At 71.0% G+C, this 14,530-nt stretch carries 15 protein-coding genes; 9 read left to right on the top strand and 6 right to left on the bottom strand.

Going from position 1 to position 14,530, the window contains the following annotated elements; translation table 11 throughout:
* The first annotated feature begins 96 nt into the window (after nucleotides 1–96).
* A complete protein-coding gene (locus tag OG485_RS12315) occupies nucleotides 97–705 on the top strand; it encodes a DUF1349 domain-containing protein (protein WP_328668385.1) in 609 nt (202 codons plus the stop codon).
* Here OG485_RS12315 and OG485_RS12310 read toward each other — a convergent pair.
* Complete coding sequence (locus OG485_RS12310; protein WP_328668384.1) at nucleotides 665–2,065, bottom strand: MFS transporter; 1,401 nt, start codon at nucleotides 2,063–2,065, stop codon at nucleotides 665–667. The genes OG485_RS12315 and OG485_RS12310 overlap by 41 nt on opposite strands.
* Before the next feature lie 49 nt (nucleotides 2,066–2,114).
* Here OG485_RS12310 and OG485_RS12305 point away from each other — a divergent pair, with 49 nt between their 5' ends.
* The 4 genes from OG485_RS12305 to OG485_RS12290 all read left to right on the top strand — a co-directional run bounded on the left by OG485_RS12305 (nucleotide 2,115) and on the right by OG485_RS12290 (nucleotide 5,643).
* Nucleotides 2,115–3,131, top strand: a complete 1,017-nt coding sequence (locus OG485_RS12305) for a GlxA family transcriptional regulator (RefSeq protein WP_328668383.1) — start codon at nucleotides 2,115–2,117, stop codon at nucleotides 3,129–3,131.
* Nucleotides 3,128–3,667 carry a GNAT family N-acetyltransferase gene (locus OG485_RS12300; RefSeq protein WP_328668382.1) on the top strand — a complete coding sequence of 180 codons (540 nt, stop codon included), beginning with the start codon at nucleotides 3,128–3,130 and terminating at the stop codon, nucleotides 3,665–3,667. Before OG485_RS12305 ends, OG485_RS12300 begins: the two co-directional genes overlap by 4 nt.
* A 79-nt stretch (nucleotides 3,668–3,746) precedes the next feature.
* Nucleotides 3,747–4,466: a DsbA family oxidoreductase gene (locus tag OG485_RS12295; protein ID WP_328668381.1), complete on the top strand. Its 720-nt coding sequence runs from the start codon at nucleotides 3,747–3,749 to the stop codon at nucleotides 4,464–4,466.
* Between the two features lie 124 nt (nucleotides 4,467–4,590).
* Nucleotides 4,591–5,643 carry an aminotransferase class V-fold PLP-dependent enzyme gene (locus OG485_RS12290; RefSeq protein WP_328668380.1) on the top strand — a complete coding sequence of 351 codons (1,053 nt, stop codon included), beginning with the start codon at nucleotides 4,591–4,593 and terminating at the stop codon, nucleotides 5,641–5,643.
* Nucleotides 5,644–5,713: 70 nt separating this feature from the next.
* Here OG485_RS12290 and thpD read toward each other — a convergent pair whose 3' ends face one another.
* The 5 genes from thpD to OG485_RS12265 all read right to left on the bottom strand — a co-directional run bounded on the left by thpD (nucleotide 5,714) and on the right by OG485_RS12265 (nucleotide 10,479).
* On the bottom strand, nucleotides 5,714–6,613 hold the full coding sequence (thpD, locus tag OG485_RS12285; protein ID WP_328668379.1) for an ectoine hydroxylase: 900 nt from the start codon (nucleotides 6,611–6,613) through the stop codon (nucleotides 5,714–5,716).
* A gap of 7 nt (nucleotides 6,614–6,620) precedes the next feature.
* Nucleotides 6,621–7,025: an ectoine synthase gene (locus OG485_RS12280; RefSeq protein WP_328668378.1), complete on the bottom strand. Its 405-nt coding sequence runs from the start codon at nucleotides 7,023–7,025 to the stop codon at nucleotides 6,621–6,623.
* 57 nt (nucleotides 7,026–7,082) lie between these two features.
* Entirely contained in the window at nucleotides 7,083–8,354 is a 1,272-nt protein-coding gene (gene ectB / locus OG485_RS12275; RefSeq protein WP_328668377.1) for a diaminobutyrate--2-oxoglutarate transaminase, read from the bottom strand.
* A gap of 46 nt (nucleotides 8,355–8,400) precedes the next feature.
* Entirely contained in the window at nucleotides 8,401–8,940 is a 540-nt protein-coding gene (gene ectA, locus OG485_RS12270) for a diaminobutyrate acetyltransferase (protein WP_328668376.1), read from the bottom strand.
* Between the two features lie 438 nt (nucleotides 8,941–9,378).
* Nucleotides 9,379–10,479 carry a pyridoxal-phosphate-dependent aminotransferase family protein gene (locus OG485_RS12265; protein WP_328674342.1) on the bottom strand — a complete coding sequence of 367 codons (1,101 nt, stop codon included), beginning with the start codon at nucleotides 10,477–10,479 and terminating at the stop codon, nucleotides 9,379–9,381.
* 176 nt (nucleotides 10,480–10,655) lie between these two features.
* Here OG485_RS12265 and OG485_RS12260 point away from each other — a divergent pair, with 176 nt between their 5' ends.
* The 4 genes from OG485_RS12260 to OG485_RS12245 all read left to right on the top strand — a co-directional run bounded on the left by OG485_RS12260 (nucleotide 10,656) and on the right by OG485_RS12245 (nucleotide 14,334).
* Nucleotides 10,656–11,507, top strand: coding sequence for a transporter substrate-binding domain-containing protein (locus OG485_RS12260; protein ID WP_328668375.1), 852 nt, complete (start codon nucleotides 10,656–10,658; stop codon nucleotides 11,505–11,507).
* A complete protein-coding gene (locus OG485_RS12255; protein ID WP_328668374.1) occupies nucleotides 11,504–12,337 on the top strand; it encodes an amino acid ABC transporter permease in 834 nt (277 codons plus the stop codon). Before OG485_RS12260 ends, OG485_RS12255 begins: the two co-directional genes overlap by 4 nt.
* Entirely contained in the window at nucleotides 12,334–13,122 is a 789-nt protein-coding gene (locus OG485_RS12250; protein ID WP_326788537.1) for an amino acid ABC transporter ATP-binding protein, read from the top strand. The genes OG485_RS12255 and OG485_RS12250 overlap by 4 nt, the downstream gene beginning before the upstream one ends.
* Nucleotides 13,123–13,242: 120 nt before the next feature.
* Nucleotides 13,243–14,334, top strand: a complete 1,092-nt coding sequence (locus tag OG485_RS12245) for an amidohydrolase family protein (protein WP_328668373.1) — start codon at nucleotides 13,243–13,245, stop codon at nucleotides 14,332–14,334.
* Nucleotides 14,335–14,530: the final 196 nt, after the last annotated feature.

Here is a 14,530-nt window from a genome sequence, read left to right as displayed (position 1 = left end):
GGCCGGCCTCTTCGGGGGACGGCCCGGTTTCGTCCCCCGAAGGAGCCTGGTCCTTCTCCCGGGGCGGCCGGCCGAGAACCTGAGAGACTTCCGGCCATGGACATCACACTCCCCGAACTCCCCTTCTCCCTTCGTACCTACGGTCCCGACGGGAACTGGTCGTACGAGGACGGTGTCCTCACCGGCTGGGCCGGACCACGGCAGGACCGCTTCGTGCCGCCCACCGGCGAAGGACTCGACCCGGCTTCCGACGCGCCGAGGCTGCTCGGCTCGCCGGAGGGGGACTTCCAGCTGATCGCCCGCGTGACGGTGGGCTTCGGGGCGGCCTTCGACGCGGGCGTGCTGTACGTCCATGTCGGGGAGCGGGCCTGGGCGAAGCTGTGCCTGGAGTACTCCCCGGACGTGCCCACCGTCTGCACGGTGGTCACCCGGGGACACTCCGACGATGCCAACTCCTTCACCGTGGACGGCAGTTCCGTCTGGCTGCGGGTCAGCCGCACGGGCCGCGCCTTCGCCTTCCACGCCTCCCGCGACGGCGAGCGCTGGACCTTCGTCCGTCTGTTCACCCTGGACGGCGAGAAGGAGACCGGGGCCGCGCTGGTGGGCTTCATGACCCAGTCGCCGATGGGGGAGGGCTGCGTGGTGACCTACGACGGCATCGAGTTCAGGCCTGACTGGCCGAGCGACCTGAGAGACGGAAGCTGAGGGCGAACGTCACGGTGAGCAGGGCCGCGCTGACGGCCAGACTCAGCCGCATCCCGGTCTCGAAACCGCTCGCGACCAGTGCCCCGAACACCGCGATGCCCAGGCCCCCGGACACCTGCCGGGCCGCGTTGAGCACACCGGCCGCCAGCCCCGCCCGCTCGGCGGGGACGGCGTCCATCATCGCGGCGGTGAGCGGCGGCACCGTCAGAGCGCACCCCAGCGCCAGCGGGACCAGCAGGACAGCCACCAGCACCGGGGACGTGCGGGCGTCGACGCAGAGGAGGGCGAGCAGCCCGGCGGCTGCCACCGGCTGTCCCACCAGCATCGGCAGCCGCGGCCCGTAGCGCCCCGTGATCTTGCCGGCCACCACGTTCGTCACCGCGATCAGGCTCGTCATCGGCAGGAACAGCAGCCCGGCGTACAGCGCGGAGTGGTGCTGGACCTGCTGGAAGAAGAGCGAGAAGACGAACACCATGCTGTAGAAGGCCACGCTGACCGCCGAGCCCACGGCGACCGTCGTGGCCACGGTCCGGTTGCGGAACAGACCGAGCGGCACCACCGGGTGCGCCTGGCGCGCCTCGATCCGCAGGAACGCGGCGCCCGCGACCACGGCCGTCAGCAGCGCGAGGCGGCCCGCCGTCCCGCCCTCGATCACCGCGAAGGTCAGCGCCGTGAGGGCCACCACCGCCGTCAGCTGGCCGGGCAGGTCCAGCGGGGCCGGGCGGGGCCGCGAGCGCGGGGCCCGGAGGAGCAGCAGCAGGATCACCGCGCCCACCGGCAGATTGACGAAGAAGATGCCCCGCCAGTTCCAGGCCGCGATCAGCGCGCCGCCGGCCACCGGTCCGAGCGCCACCGCCAGCGAACCGCCCGCCGCCCAGGCGGCCACCGCGCGTGCCCGCCGCGCCGGTTCCGCGTACGCCTGCCGCACCAGCGCCAGTGAGGCCGGGAGCACGACCGCCGCCGCCACACCCTGCACCACCCGGGCACCGACGAGGGCCGGCAGGTTCGGGGCCAGTCCGCAGGCCGCCGAGGCGAGAGTGAACACCACGGTGCCCAGCGCGTACGCCCGGCTCGCCCCGGCCCGGTCCGAGAAGGCGCCGGTGGACAGCATCAGCGCGGCGAAGGCCAGGGTGTAGGCGTCCACCACCCACTGGAGGCCGGACATCCCGGCGCCGAAGGAGGAACCGATCGTGGGCAGGGCCACGTTCACCACGGACGCGTCGAGACAGGTCAGCGCGAAGCCGAGCAGCGAGGCGGTGAGGGTGAGTGCGGAGGAGGGCTTCCCCGACCCCGACTCCGGCCTCAACTCCCGCTGGCTGAGGACGGGTTCGGAGGCCCTGGACATCTGGTTCGTTGGCATGTCCCCATGCTGCGGACCCGCGGCGCCGTACAGTAGTGGCCTGAACGCCATGCTTCCGGAGGTTCTGGCCATGCCCGAGCGGCTCGCCCCGCACCGCGTCACCGTCATCGCCCCCTCCCCTGTCGCGCTGTTCAACCTCGCGATGCCGGAGATGCTGTTCGGCAAGGTCGTGGTGGACGGCCGGCCGGGTTACGAGGTGGTCGTCTGCACGGCCGAGCCGGGACCCGTGCCCACGACCGGTGGACTCGACCTGCACGTCCCGCACGGTCTGGAGGCCGTGGGGGAGGCGGACACGGTGGTCGTCGCGGGCACCGGGGCGCCGTTCGAGCCGGACCCGCGGATCGTGGCGGCGCTCCGCGAGGCGGCCGCCGCGGGCAAGCGCATCGCGTCCATCTGCACCGGCGCTTTCCAGCTCGCCGAGGCGGGCCTGCTCCAGGGCCGCAGGGCCACCACGTACTGGGCCCACGCCGAGGTGATGCGTCGGCGCTACCCGCAGGTCGAGCTGCGCGGAGACGTGCTGTACGTGCAGGACGGGCCGTTCCTGACGTCGTCCGGCTACGCCGCCGGCATCGACCTGTGTCTGCACATCATCCGCACCGACTACGGCGCCGCCGTGGCCAACGAGGTCGCACGCCTGGCCCTGGTCGCCCCCGTACGGCCCGGCGGCCAGACCCAGTTCACCCAGACCCCGCTGCCCCCCGAGCGCGGCAACGCCTGTGCCGACACCCGCGGCTGGGCCATGCGCAACCTCGACAAGCCGCTCACCCTCACCGACCTGGCCCGGCACGCGGGTGTCAGTGTGCGCACCCTCACCCGCCGGTTCCACGCCGAGAGCGGGGTCAGTCCCCTTCAGTGGCTGCTGCACCAGCGCGTCGAACGCGCGAAGGAACTCCTGGAGACCACGACCCTGCCGATGGATCAGGTGGCCGCGGCCTGCGGACTCGGCACGGCCGACTCGCTGCGCGCCCACGTGGTCCGCCGGACCGGTCTCACCCCGAGCGCGTACCGGACCCAGTTCAGCCGGCACGGAACCGTGACCGGAGCCGTGACGTCCTCCGTTGCATGATCAGTGGACGTGTTACCGGCGCGCTGGTGATCCGCACCGCCGTGCCCGTCGAGGCCGAGACCATCGCCGATCTGCACTTCCGGGCCCGTTCGACGTACTACCCGGACGGCGTCCCGCAGGGCGACGTCGACTGGGCCGAGGCCTGGCGCGGCTCCATCGCCCGCCCCGACGCACATGTGCTGTGCGCCGTCGCGCAGGGCCGGATGGTCGGCATCGCCTCGTTCCGTACGGCCGAGGGCGCGCCCGCCGACACGGTCAGGCTCTTCCAGTTCCACGTCGACCCCGACCGCTGGCGGGCCGGAATCGGGAGGGCGCTGCACGCGGCCTGCGTGGAGGAGTGGCAGGCGGACGGGAAGCGCACGGCGACCCTCGACGTGCACGTCGACAATCTGCGCGCGCAGGCCTTCTACGCCCGCCTGGGCTGGGTCCCCGATCCGGAGAACCCGCCCGAGGAGGGTGATCACCACCTGTATCTGCGGTACGCCGTGGCCGGGCGCGCGGCCGTGGCCGGGCGCGCGGCCGTGGCCGGGGAATGACCCGAGCCGCTTGAACGTTCACCTAAACGACGTCCCTGGAGGATGTCCCGTATCCGCACGACCTGGAGAGAGCCGAAGAATGCGCGTCGAGATCTGGTCCGACATCGCCTGCCCGTGGTGCTATGTCGGAAAGGCCCGTTTCGAGAAGGCGCTGGACGCCTTCCCGCACCGTGACGAGGTCGAGGTCGTGCACCGTTCGTTCGAGCTGGACCCCGGTCGCGCCAAGGGTGACATCCAGCCCGTGATCACGATGCTCACCAAGAAGTACGGCATGAGCGAGGCCCAGGCGCAGGCGGGCGAGGAGAACCTCGGCACGCAGGCCGCCGCCGAGGGGCTCGCGTACCGCACCCGGGACCGCGACCACGGCAACACCTTCGACATGCACCGCCTGCTGCACCTCGCCAAGGCGCGGGGCCGCCAGGACGAGCTGATCGGCCTGTTCTACCAGGCCAACTTCGCCGAGGAGCGGACCGTCTTCGGTGACGACGAGCGGCTCGTGGAGCTGGCCGTCGCCGCCGGGCTCGACGCCGGCGAGGCCCGCCGGGTGCTCGCCGACCCGGCCGCCTACGCCGACGACGTCCGCGCCGACGAGCGCGAGGCCGCCGAGCTGGGCGCGAACGGCGTCCCCTTCTTCGTGCTGGACCGCACGTACGGGGTCTCCGGCGCGCAGCCCGCCGAGGTCTTCGCGCAGGCGCTGTCCCAGGCCTGGGGCGAGCGTCCGGGGCTCACGCTGATCCAGGACGAGGCCGGCGACGCCGAGGCCTGTGGCCCGGACGGCTGCGCCGTTCCGCAGAACTGAGAAGCGCGGGAGAGGGCCCCGGCGCCGGAAGACGCAGGTCGGGGCCCATTCATAAGCGCTGCTTGGGGAAACCGCGTAAAAGTCCGCAATGGACTTGGGCATCGTCCGGGCCCACAGTGGTTTCATGGAGACCTTCGAGACCCTCGTCCGTGCCGAGTTCGCCCCGAAGAACACGTTCCTGAACACCGCGAGTACCGGCCTGCTCCCCGCCCGTACCGTCGCGGCCCTGCACGAGGCGGTGGCCCTGCGGGCCGCGGGCAGGCCGATCGACTCCCTCTTCGAGGACGTCGAGCTGGCCCGCGCCTCCTTCGCCCGGCTGGCCGGTGTCCCGGCCGCCCGGGTCGCAGCCGGCCCGTCCGTCGCGGCCCAGACCGCGCTGGTCGCCTCCGGGCTGGCGCCGGGGTCCGAAGTCCTCACCGCCGAGGACGACTTCACCTCCGTGCTGAACCCGTTCCACGTCCGCGGTGACCTCAAGGTGCGCGCCGTACCGCTGGAGCGGCTCGCCGAGTCCGTACGGCCCGGCACGGCGCTCGTCGCGGTCAGCGCCGCCCAGTCCGCCGACGGCCGGATCGCGGACCTGCCCGCGCTGCGCGAGGCGGCCCGCGCCCACGGAGCTCGCACCTACGTCGACTTCTCCCAGGCGGCGGGCTGGCTGCCGATCGACGCGGAGGGCTACGACTTCACCGTGTGCACCACCTTCAAGTGGCTGCTGGGCCCGCACGGCGCGGCCTTCCTCGTGGTGCCCGAGGACTTCGGCGGGCTCACCCCGCTGTACGCGGGCTGGGTCGCCGCGGAGCGGCCCTGGGACGCCTGTTACGGCCCGGTGCAGGAACTCGCCCACTCCGCCCGCCGGTTCGACGTCAGCCCCGCCCTGTTCACCCATGCAGGGGCGCGCCACTCCCTTGCCCTGATCGAGGAACTCGGCGTGGACGCCGTGCGCGAGCACGACCTCGCCCTCGCCGGACGGTTCCGTGCGGGGCTGACCGCGCTGGACCACGAGGCGCTGCCCGCGCCCGGCTCCGCCATCGTCTCCGTGCCCGGACTCGGCCACCGTCAGGGCGAGTTGAGCCGGGCCGGCATCGAGGTGTCCAACCGCTCCGGCAACCTGCGGGCGTCGTTCCACCTCTACAACACGCCCGCCGACGTCGACCGTCTGCTGGACGTGCTGGCCGGCTGACACGGCCGGCGGCCCCGGGGAGAACGCGCTCCCCGGGGCCGCCCGTCTCCCGCTCACCCCGCCGGAGGCGTCACCGCACCGGCGTGAAGTCCCGCGCCCCGATGAACTCCGGCCTGCGCACCGGTGCCGCGAACGGCTCCACCGCGGCGTTGTCCACGCTGTTGAACACGATGAAGACGTTGCTGCGCGGGAACGGGGTGATGTTGTCCCCCGAGCCGTGCATGCAGTTGCAGTCGAACCAGGTCGCCGAACCCGCCCTGCCCGTGAAGAGCTTGATGCCGTGCCGGCTCGCGAGGCCGGTGAGCGCCTCGTCGGAGGGAGTCCCGGCGTCCTGCATCTGGAGCGACTTCTTGTAGTTGTCCTTCGGCGTGGCCCCCGCACACCCGAGGAACGTCCTGTGCGACCCCGGCATGATCATGAGGCCGCCGTTGGTGTCGTGGTTCTCGGTCAGGGCGATCGAGACGGACACGGTCCGCATGTTCGGCAGGCCGTCCTCGGCGTGCCAGGTCTCGAAGTCCGAGTGCCAGTAGAAGCCGCTGGCCCCGAAGCCCGGCTTGACGTTGATCCGCGACTGGTGGACGTAGACGTCCGAGCCGAGGATCTGCCGTGCCCGGCCGACGACGCGCTCGTCGCGCACGAGACGGGCGAAGACCTCGCTGATCCGGTGCACCTCGAAGACGGACCGGATCTCCTGCGTGCTCGGCTCGACGATCGAGCGCTCGTCGGCGCGGACCGCCGGATCGGTGACGAGCCGTTCCAGCTCCTGGTGGTAGACGGCGACCTCGTCCTCGCCGATGAGCTGTTCGACGGAGAGGAACCCGTCGCGCTCGTAGGAGTGGAGTTCGGGGACCGAGATCGGGCCGGGAGTGTCCGGAGCGCCCCAGACGACCGGGTCCTGGCGGGGCACGGCCACTTCGGTGGCGGCGCGGCTGGGGTACGGATCGGTGCGTGTGGTCATCGGTGTGGTCATCGGTGTGTCACACCTCCTCGGGTTCGGTGAGCAGGGGGTAGACGCCGTTCTCGTCGTGGTCCTCCCGTCCGGTGACGGGCGGGTTGAAGACGCAGACGCACCGGAAGTCGGTCCTGGGACGCAGGGTGTGGCGCTCGTGGCCGTCCAGCAGGTACATGGTCCCGGGCGCGATCCAGTGCTTCTCGCCGGTCTCGTCGTCGGTGAGTTCGGCCTCGCCCTCCACGCAGAGCACGGCCTCGATGTGGTTCGCGTACCACATCCGCGTCTCCGTACCCGCGTACAGGATCGTCTCGTGCAGGGAGAAGCCGACCTTCTCCTTGGCGAGGACGATGCGCTTGCTCTCCCACGTGCCGGTCGCCGCTTTCACGTGCCGGTCGGTGCCTTCGACATCCTTGAACGAACGGACTATCACGCTGGTGCGATACCTCTCTCGTGCTGGTCGTGCTTCTTGTGGGGTGCGGCCGTCCGGTCAGACGGTCTCGCGGACGGCGCGTTCGAGGGTGCGCAGGCCCTCGTCGAGCTCGTCGGGGGTGATGGTGAGGGCGGGCAGCAGTTTCACGACCTCGCTCTCCGGTCCCGACGTCTCGATGAGCAGCCCGAGTTCGAAGGCGCGCCGCGCGACGCGTCCGGCGCGGGCCTTGTCCTTGAACTCGAGGCCCCAGACGAGCCCGCGGCCCCGGTACTCCTTGACGTCGGCGAGGTTCTCCTCGGTGATGGAGATCAGGGCCTGTTCGATCTGCTCGCCGCGGGCGCGGGTCTGCTTCTCCATGGCGGACCCGTCGGCCCAGTAGGCCTCCAGGGCGGCGGCGGCCGTGACGAACGCCGGGTTGTTGCCGCGGAAGGTGCCGTTGTGCTCGCCCGGCTCCCAGATGTCCAGCCCGGGCTTGAAGAGGCACAGCGACATCGGCAGCCCGTACCCGCTGATGGACTTGGACACGGTCACGATGTCGGGCACGATCCCCGCCTCCTCGAAGGAGAAGAACGCGCCGGTCCGTCCGCAGCCCATCTGGATGTCGTCGACGATCAGCAGCATGTCGCGGCGGCGGCACAGGTCGGCGAGGGCGCGCAGCCACTCGGGCCGCGCGACGTTGATGCCGCCCTCGCCCTGCACGGTCTCGACGATCACCGCGGCGGGCTGGTTGAGGCCCGAGCCCTGGTCCTCCAGGAGCCGTTCGAACCACAGGAAGTCCGGGACCTGGCCGTCGAAGTAGTTGTCGAACGGCATCGGGGTTCCGTGCACCAGCGGGATACCGGCGCCGGCCCGCTTGAAGGCGTTGCCGGTCACGGCGAGCGAGCCGAGCGACATCCCGTGGAAGGCGTTGGTGAACGACACGATCGCCTCGCGCCCCTTCACCTTCCGCGCGAGCTTCAGCGCCGACTCGACCGCGTTGGTGCCGGTCGGACCGGGGAACATCACCTTGTACGGCAGGTCGCGCGGCCGCAGCACCAGGTTCTGGAAGGTCTCCAGGAAGCCGCGTTTGGCGGTCGTCGACATGTCGAGCCCGTGGGTGACGCCGTCGCGCTCCAGGTAGTCGATCAGGGCCCGTTTGAGCACGGGGTTGTTGTGTCCGTAGTTCAGCGATCCGGCGCCGGCGAAGAAGTCGAGGTACTCGTGCCCGTCCTCGTCGTACATGCGGCTGCCCCGGGCCCGGTCGAAGACGGTGGGCCAGTTGCGGCAGTAGCTGCGGACCTCCGACTCCAGGGTCTCGAAAACACTCAGGTCCGGCTGGGTGATGGTCAAGGCGATTCGCTCCTCGAACTGTGGGGGAGGGGAGGAAGGAGGGGGTTCAGACGGAGAACGGGCCGATGCGGTACAGCACTTCGGGGTCGTGCGGCCCGTCGGGGAACTGGCCCGTCTCGAACAGCACCTCGCGCTCGACGGCCGCGCCACGACGCCTCGCGTACGACGTGAACAGGCGCTCGGAGGCGGTGTTGCCCGGCGTGATGGTGGTCTCGAGGACGGACAGCCCGCGTTCGGCGGCCACCCGCGCGGTCAGCCCGTCGAGCAGCCGTGCGGCCAGCCCGCGGCCGCGGTGTGCCGAGTCGACGGCCACCTGCCACACGAGGAGGGTCTCGGGGCGCTCGGGGCGCACGTACGCGGTGACGAAACCGACGGGACGCCCCTCGGCGTCGCGTGCCACCGCCGAGGTGCCGGCGAAGTCACGGCACCACAGCAGGTAGCTGTAGGAGGAGTTCAGGTCGAGGGTCCGGGAGTCCTTGGCGATACGCCAGAGGGCGGCCCCGTCGGCCACCTCCGGACGGTCGATCCGAAGGCCCTCCGGCATTTCCAGGAATTCCGCTGACAGGTCTGCTTGGGCGACGGTCATGCGGGTTGAATTTACCGACGGAAAGTTCAGATTGCATCGTCGGGCGGGGTTACGCGCGACGCACCCATGTGTTATCACGCGCCCGTGAAAGGTCACCGAGAAGAGTGCCTTTATGGGCGGCTTCGCCCAGAAAATACCACATAAAACGGGCGCATTGTGGAGTGCGTCACAGGAATGAAATGTGCAGGAGATCTCCCCGAATCGCGCCTGCTCGTGTTCGCGAAATCTTTGCGTTTAAGCACGGGGAGAGCGGGCAGAAGAATGCGGGAAGCTGCACCGAAGGAAACTCGAGGAATCCGGAAGAATTCGGGTCCGAATTGGCAGCAGGATAAACGGGGAGTGGATGTGGAATTCCCGCGCCATCGCGGGTGCGGCGCGCACGCGTTCCCGTCCGGTGACCCGGCGGAGGCGCGGATACCCCCGCCGGTCTCCTCCGGATCAGCCCCAGGCCAGTGCCACGGCCCGGCGCGCTCCCTCCAGGTCCACCGGGAAGCCGGACTCGGCCAGCGCCGCGCCGAGCCCCGCGAGGCCGGCACGGACGGCATCCCGGGTGGCGTCGGGGCCGTAGTGGTTCACGCGGATCATCGACTGCGCGAGAGCGCCGCCGCCCGAGGCGAGCGGCAGCGCGGGATCCGCGGCCAGTGCCTTCGCGACCACCGCGGACGCGTTCACGTCCTCGGGCACGCGCAGGGTGGTGGCGACGGGCGCCGCGTCACGGGCGGCGTCCACGTACGGGGCCAGGCCCCCGCCGAGGGCCACCGCTCCCGCCCGGGTGGCCGCGGCGGCCGAGGCGTGACGGGCCATCACCGCGTCGAGACCCTCGCCCTCGATCCGCTCGACACAGGCCTCGAGCGCCAGCATCTCCAGCTGGGCCGGCGCGTGCAGCAGCGCCGTGCGGCCGCCGTCGACCCACCGCTCCTTCCAGTCCAGCAGGGAGAGGTAGGAACGGCGCGGCGCGGCGGGGTTCGCGGCCATCCGCGCCCACGCCCGCTCGCTCACCGACACCGCCGACACCCCGGCGGGACCGCCCATCGCCTTCTGCGCCCCGATCACGCACAGGTCCACGCCCCAGGCGTCCGGCAGCACCGGCTCGGCGCCGATCGACGCGACGGCGTCCAGATAGAAGAGGGCGCCGTGCTCGCGTACGACCTCGCCGATCTCCGCCACCGGATTGGTGTTCCCGGTGGCGGCCTCGGCGTGCACGAGCGACACGAAGTCGATCGACGGGTGCTCGGCGAAGGCCTCACGGACCTGCTCCGCGGTGACCGCGGTGTGGAACGGCACGGCCAGATCGATCACGGTGGCCCCGCAGTCCCGCAGCCAGTTCCCGAACGTCTGGCCGTAGGGGCCGGTGATGACGTTCAGCGCGGTGGTGCCCGGACCGGCCGTGCCCCGGATGGCCCCTTCGAGGGGGAGCAGCGCCTCGCCCTGCATGATCACGACGTCCTGCGCGGTGCCGAGCAGCCGGGCCACACGGTCCTCGATCGACGCGAAGCGGGCGGCGCTCAGCGGCGCCAGGTCAAGGAAGGGGTGGGTCACGGCGGTGCTCTCTTCGCTCACGGTGGGGTCGACGATCAGAGCGTAACCGGCGGCCCCCCGCGTACCCGGACCGGCGAATTCTGAGGCCAGACGGCCCAGCGGCCATCGGATTGATTTGAGCGACCCAAACCTTTCCTTATAATCAGAACCCTCTGTTCCCCCCACTGGAGGTCCCCGTGTACTCGGTCACCGGACGCCGGACCCGTGTTCCGGCCGCCATCACCGCCACGGCCGGGCTGCTGCTCGTGGCCGGCTGCTCCTCGGACAGCGGAGGCGGCAAGACCACGACCGCGAGCGGGGTCCCGCTGGTCAAGAGCGGTCAGCTCACCACCTGCACCCATCTGCCGTACCCGCCCTTCCAGTCGGAGATCGACGGCAAGGTGCAGGGCTTCGACGTGTCGCTGATCGACCTCGTCGCCGCGGACCTGGGCGTGAAGCAGGCCATCGTCGACACGCCCTTCGAGAACTTCAAGACGGGCGCGTTCCTCAACTCCGACCAGTGCGACCTCGCAGCCGCCGGTATGACGATCACCGAGGAGCGCAAGAAGAACGTCGACTTCTCCGACCCGTACTTCGACGCCACCCAGGCCGTCCTGGTCGGCAAGGACAGCGGGATCACCTCCCTCGCCGACGTCAAGGCCAAGGGCAAGAAGCTCGGCGCCCAGGCGCAGACCACCGGCGAGGACTACGCGAAGCAGCAGGGCTTCGACCCGGTCTCCTTCGAGTCCTCCGACGCGGTCCTCAGCGGGCTGCGCAGCGGTCAGGTGCAGGCCGTCGTCATCGACTACCCGGTCGTCCAGGGCTGGCTCAAGGACAAGGCCAACGCCGACGCCTTCGAGGTCGCCGACAACATCAACACCGGTGAGCAGTACGGCTTCACGGTGAAGAAGGGCAACACCAAGCTCGTCGCCGCCATCAACAAGGCCCTGGCGGACGCGAAGGCCGACGGCACCTACAAGAAGCTCTACGAGAAGTGGATCGGCCCGTACGACGCGGCAGCGGCCTCCGCCTCCCCGTCCGCCTCATGAGTGATGCCGGTGCACCCGTCCAGCCCCGCAGGTCCGGCCTGAGCCGGCGCCGGAAGCGCTCGCTCTCGCGCGGCGCGCAGTACGTCGTCTTCGCCGCCGTCGTGATCGCCTTCGCGGTCACGGCGGACTGGGGCCGTCTGAAGAACCAGTTCTTCCAGTGGGACCTGGTCAAGCAGATGTTCCCGGACGTCATCACGCTGGCGCTGAAGAACACCGTCCTCTACACGACGTTCGGCTTCGTCGTCGGTCTCGTGCTGGGCATCGTCATCGCCCTGATGCGCCTGTCCTCGGTGGGCCCCTACCGCTGGTTCGCCGGAATCTACATCGAGGTCTTCCGCGGGCTGCCCGCCCTGGTGATCTTCATCTTCGTGGGTGTCGCGGTGCCGCTCGCGTTCCCGGGCACGGAGATCCCGGGCGGAACGTACGGCAAGGTCGCCATCGCGCTCGGTCTGGTGGGGGCCGCGTACATGGCCGAGACGTTCCGCGCGGGCATCCAGGCCGTGCCCAAGGGGCAGATGGAGGCGGCCCGTTCGCTGGGCTTCTCGCACGCGCGGGCCATGGTCTCGATCATCGTCCCGCAGGCGTTCCGGATCATCCTCCCGCCGCTCACCAACGAACTCGTGACCCTGTTCAAGGACTCCTCGCTGGTGCTGTTCCTCGGTGTCACCCTGGAGGAGCGCGAACTGTCCAAGTACGGCCGCGACCTGGCCAGCACGACCGCCAACTCCACGCCGATCCTGGTCGCGGGCCTGTGCTACCTGCTCGTCACGATCCCGCTCGGCTTCGTCGTACGGCGTCTCGAAGCGAAGTCGGGGGAGGTGTCCAAGTGAGCACACCCGAGATCCAGGTGAAGGACCTGCACAAGTCCTTCGGCGACAACGAGGTCCTGCGCGGCATCGACCTGGAGGTCGCCCGGGGCGAGGTCGTCTGTGTCATCGGCCCGTCCGGCTCCGGCAAGTCGACCCTGCTGCGCTGTGTGAACCTCCTGGAGGAACCCACCAAGGGCCAGGTGTTCGTGGGCGGTACGGAGGTCACGGACCCCGACGTCGACATCGACGCCGTACGCCGCCGTATCGGCATGGTCTTCCAGCAGTTCAACCTCTTCCCCCATCTGTCGGTGACCGCGAACCTCACGCTGCCGCAGCGCCGGGTGCTGAGGCGGAGCAAGGACGAGGCCACCCGGACCGCCGCCGAGAACCTCGCCCGGGTGGGCCTCGCGGAGAAGGCGGACGCCTATCCGGCCTCGCTCTCCGGCGGCCAGCAGCAGCGCGTCGCGATCGCCCGCGCGCTCGCCATGGGACCCGACGTGATGCTCTTCGACGAGCCGACCTCCGCGCTCGACCCCGAACTCGTCGGCGACGTCCTCGCCGTCATGCGGATGCTCGCCGACGAGGGCATGACGATGATGGTCGTCACCCACGAGATGACCTTCGCGCGCGAGGTCGCCGACCGGGTCGTCTTCATGGACGGCGGCGTGATCGTCGAGGACGGTGTCCCGGCGCAGGTCATCGGCAATCCGGCCCACGAGCGGACACGGCACTTCCTGTCCCGGCTGCTCGACCCGGCGATGGCCGACGTCGAGGAGGAGACACCGGACACGGCGGACCCGGAGTAGGACCGGCCGGGCGGAACCGGGCGTGACCGGGCGGGACTCGGCGGGTGCCGACCGGGTGAGGCCGGCCGGGAGCGGACCGGGGGAGCGGGGAGAGCGGGCCGCCTCACTAAGGTGCGTGACATGAGCGATCACCCGGTACTGCACGTGAAGGGGCGGGTCCTGGTCGGACCCGACGACGTCCGCGACGAGCTGTGGGTCGTCGGCGGCCGGATCTCGTACGAGCGCCCCGGCGGCGCCCGTGACGTCCGCGTCGTCGAGGGCTGGGCGCTGCCCGGCCTGGTCGACGCGCACTGCCACGTCGGCCTCGACGCCCACGGCCCGGTCCCCGCGGACGTCTCCGAGAAGCAGGCGCTGACCGACCGCGACGCCGGCACCCTGCTGATCCGGGACGCCGGATCGCCCTCCGACACCCGCTGGACCGACGACCGCGACGACCTCCCGAAGATCATCCGTGCGGGCCGGCACATCGCCCGCACCCGCCGCTACATCCGCAACTACGCCCACGAGATCGAGCCCGAGGACCTCGTCGCGTACGTCGCCCAGGAGGCCCGGCGCGGCGACGGCTGGGTCAAGCTCGTCGGGGACTGGATCGACCGCGGCACCGGCGACCTGAGCGCCTGCTGGCCCCGCGCGGCCGTCGAGGCGGCGATCGCCGAGGCGCACCGGCTCGGCGCCCGGGTCACCGCGCACTGCTTCGCCGAGGATTCGCTCCGCGACCTGGTCGAGGCGGGCATCGACTGCATCGAGCACGCCACCGGCCTCACCGAGGACACCGTCCCGCTCTTCGCCGAGCGCGGTGTCGCCATCGTCCCGACCCTCGTGAACATCGCCACCTTCCCGCGGCTCGCGGACGGTGGCGAGGCCAGGTATCCCCAGTGGTCCGCGCACATGCGACGCCTCCACGAGCGCCGCTACGACACCGTGCGGGCCGCGTACGACGCCGGAATCCCCGTCTACGTGGGCACCGACGCGGGTGGCTCCCTCGCGCACGGCCTCGTCGCCGCCGAGGTGGCCGAGCTCGTCACCGCCGGCATCCCGCCCGTCGAGGCGCTCTCGGCCACCGCCTGGGGCGCCCGGCGCTGGCTCGGGCGGCCCGGTCTCGACGAGGGGGCGCCGGCGGACCTCGTGGTCTACGAAGGGGACCCGCGCGACGACGTACGGGTCCTCGCGGATCCGCGGCGGGTGGTCCTGAACGGGCGGATCGTCGGCTGAGGCGGGCGTGGTTGACGGAGCGTGACGGCCGGGGCGGCGTGCTCGTTGAACATCATCGGGCGCTTCGGCGTGCCGACGGCGCACCGGCCGCGGCGTCAACCAGCGCGTTCGTCCTCATACGGTGAGCGAGTGACAGGGGGAACAACCGTGCCCAGGGATTCGAAGACGTGCGCGGAGAATCCACGATGGAGTGAAC

Origin of the sequence: Streptomyces sp. NBC_00328 (assembly GCF_036139655.1) — a bacterium.
Classification (GTDB): Bacteria; Actinomycetota; Actinomycetes; order Streptomycetales; family Streptomycetaceae; genus Streptomyces.
Note: the sequence above shows the minus strand (reverse complement) of the source record. Positions and strands in the feature narration are given on the sequence as shown.

Bases quoted from the DNA above. Each gene is read 5' to 3' on its own strand.
- OG485_RS12295 (WP_328668381.1), top strand. From the start codon at position 3,747: ATGCGCGTCGAGATCTGGTCCGACATCGCCTGCCCGTGGTGCTATGTC.
- OG485_RS12255 (WP_328668374.1), top strand. From the start codon at position 11,504: ATGAGTGATGCCGGTGCACCCGTCCAGCCCCGCAGGTCCGGCCTGAGC.
- OG485_RS12315 (WP_328668385.1), top strand. From the start codon at position 97: ATGGACATCACACTCCCCGAACTCCCCTTCTCCCTTCGTACCTACGGT.
- ectA (WP_328668376.1), bottom strand. From the start codon at position 8,940: ATGACCGTCGCCCAAGCAGACCTGTCAGCGGAATTCCTGGAAATGCCG.
- OG485_RS12305 (WP_328668383.1), top strand. From the start codon at position 2,115: ATGCTTCCGGAGGTTCTGGCCATGCCCGAGCGGCTCGCCCCGCACCGC.
- OG485_RS12310 (WP_328668384.1), bottom strand. From the start codon at position 2,065: ATGCCAACGAACCAGATGTCCAGGGCCTCCGAACCCGTCCTCAGCCAG.
- OG485_RS12300 (WP_328668382.1), top strand. From the start codon at position 3,128: ATGATCAGTGGACGTGTTACCGGCGCGCTGGTGATCCGCACCGCCGTG.
- OG485_RS12290 (WP_328668380.1), top strand. From the start codon at position 4,591: ATGGAGACCTTCGAGACCCTCGTCCGTGCCGAGTTCGCCCCGAAGAAC.
- OG485_RS12245 (WP_328668373.1), top strand. From the start codon at position 13,243: ATGAGCGATCACCCGGTACTGCACGTGAAGGGGCGGGTCCTGGTCGGA.
- thpD (WP_328668379.1), bottom strand. From the start codon at position 6,613: ATGACCACACCGATGACCACACGCACCGATCCGTACCCCAGCCGCGCC.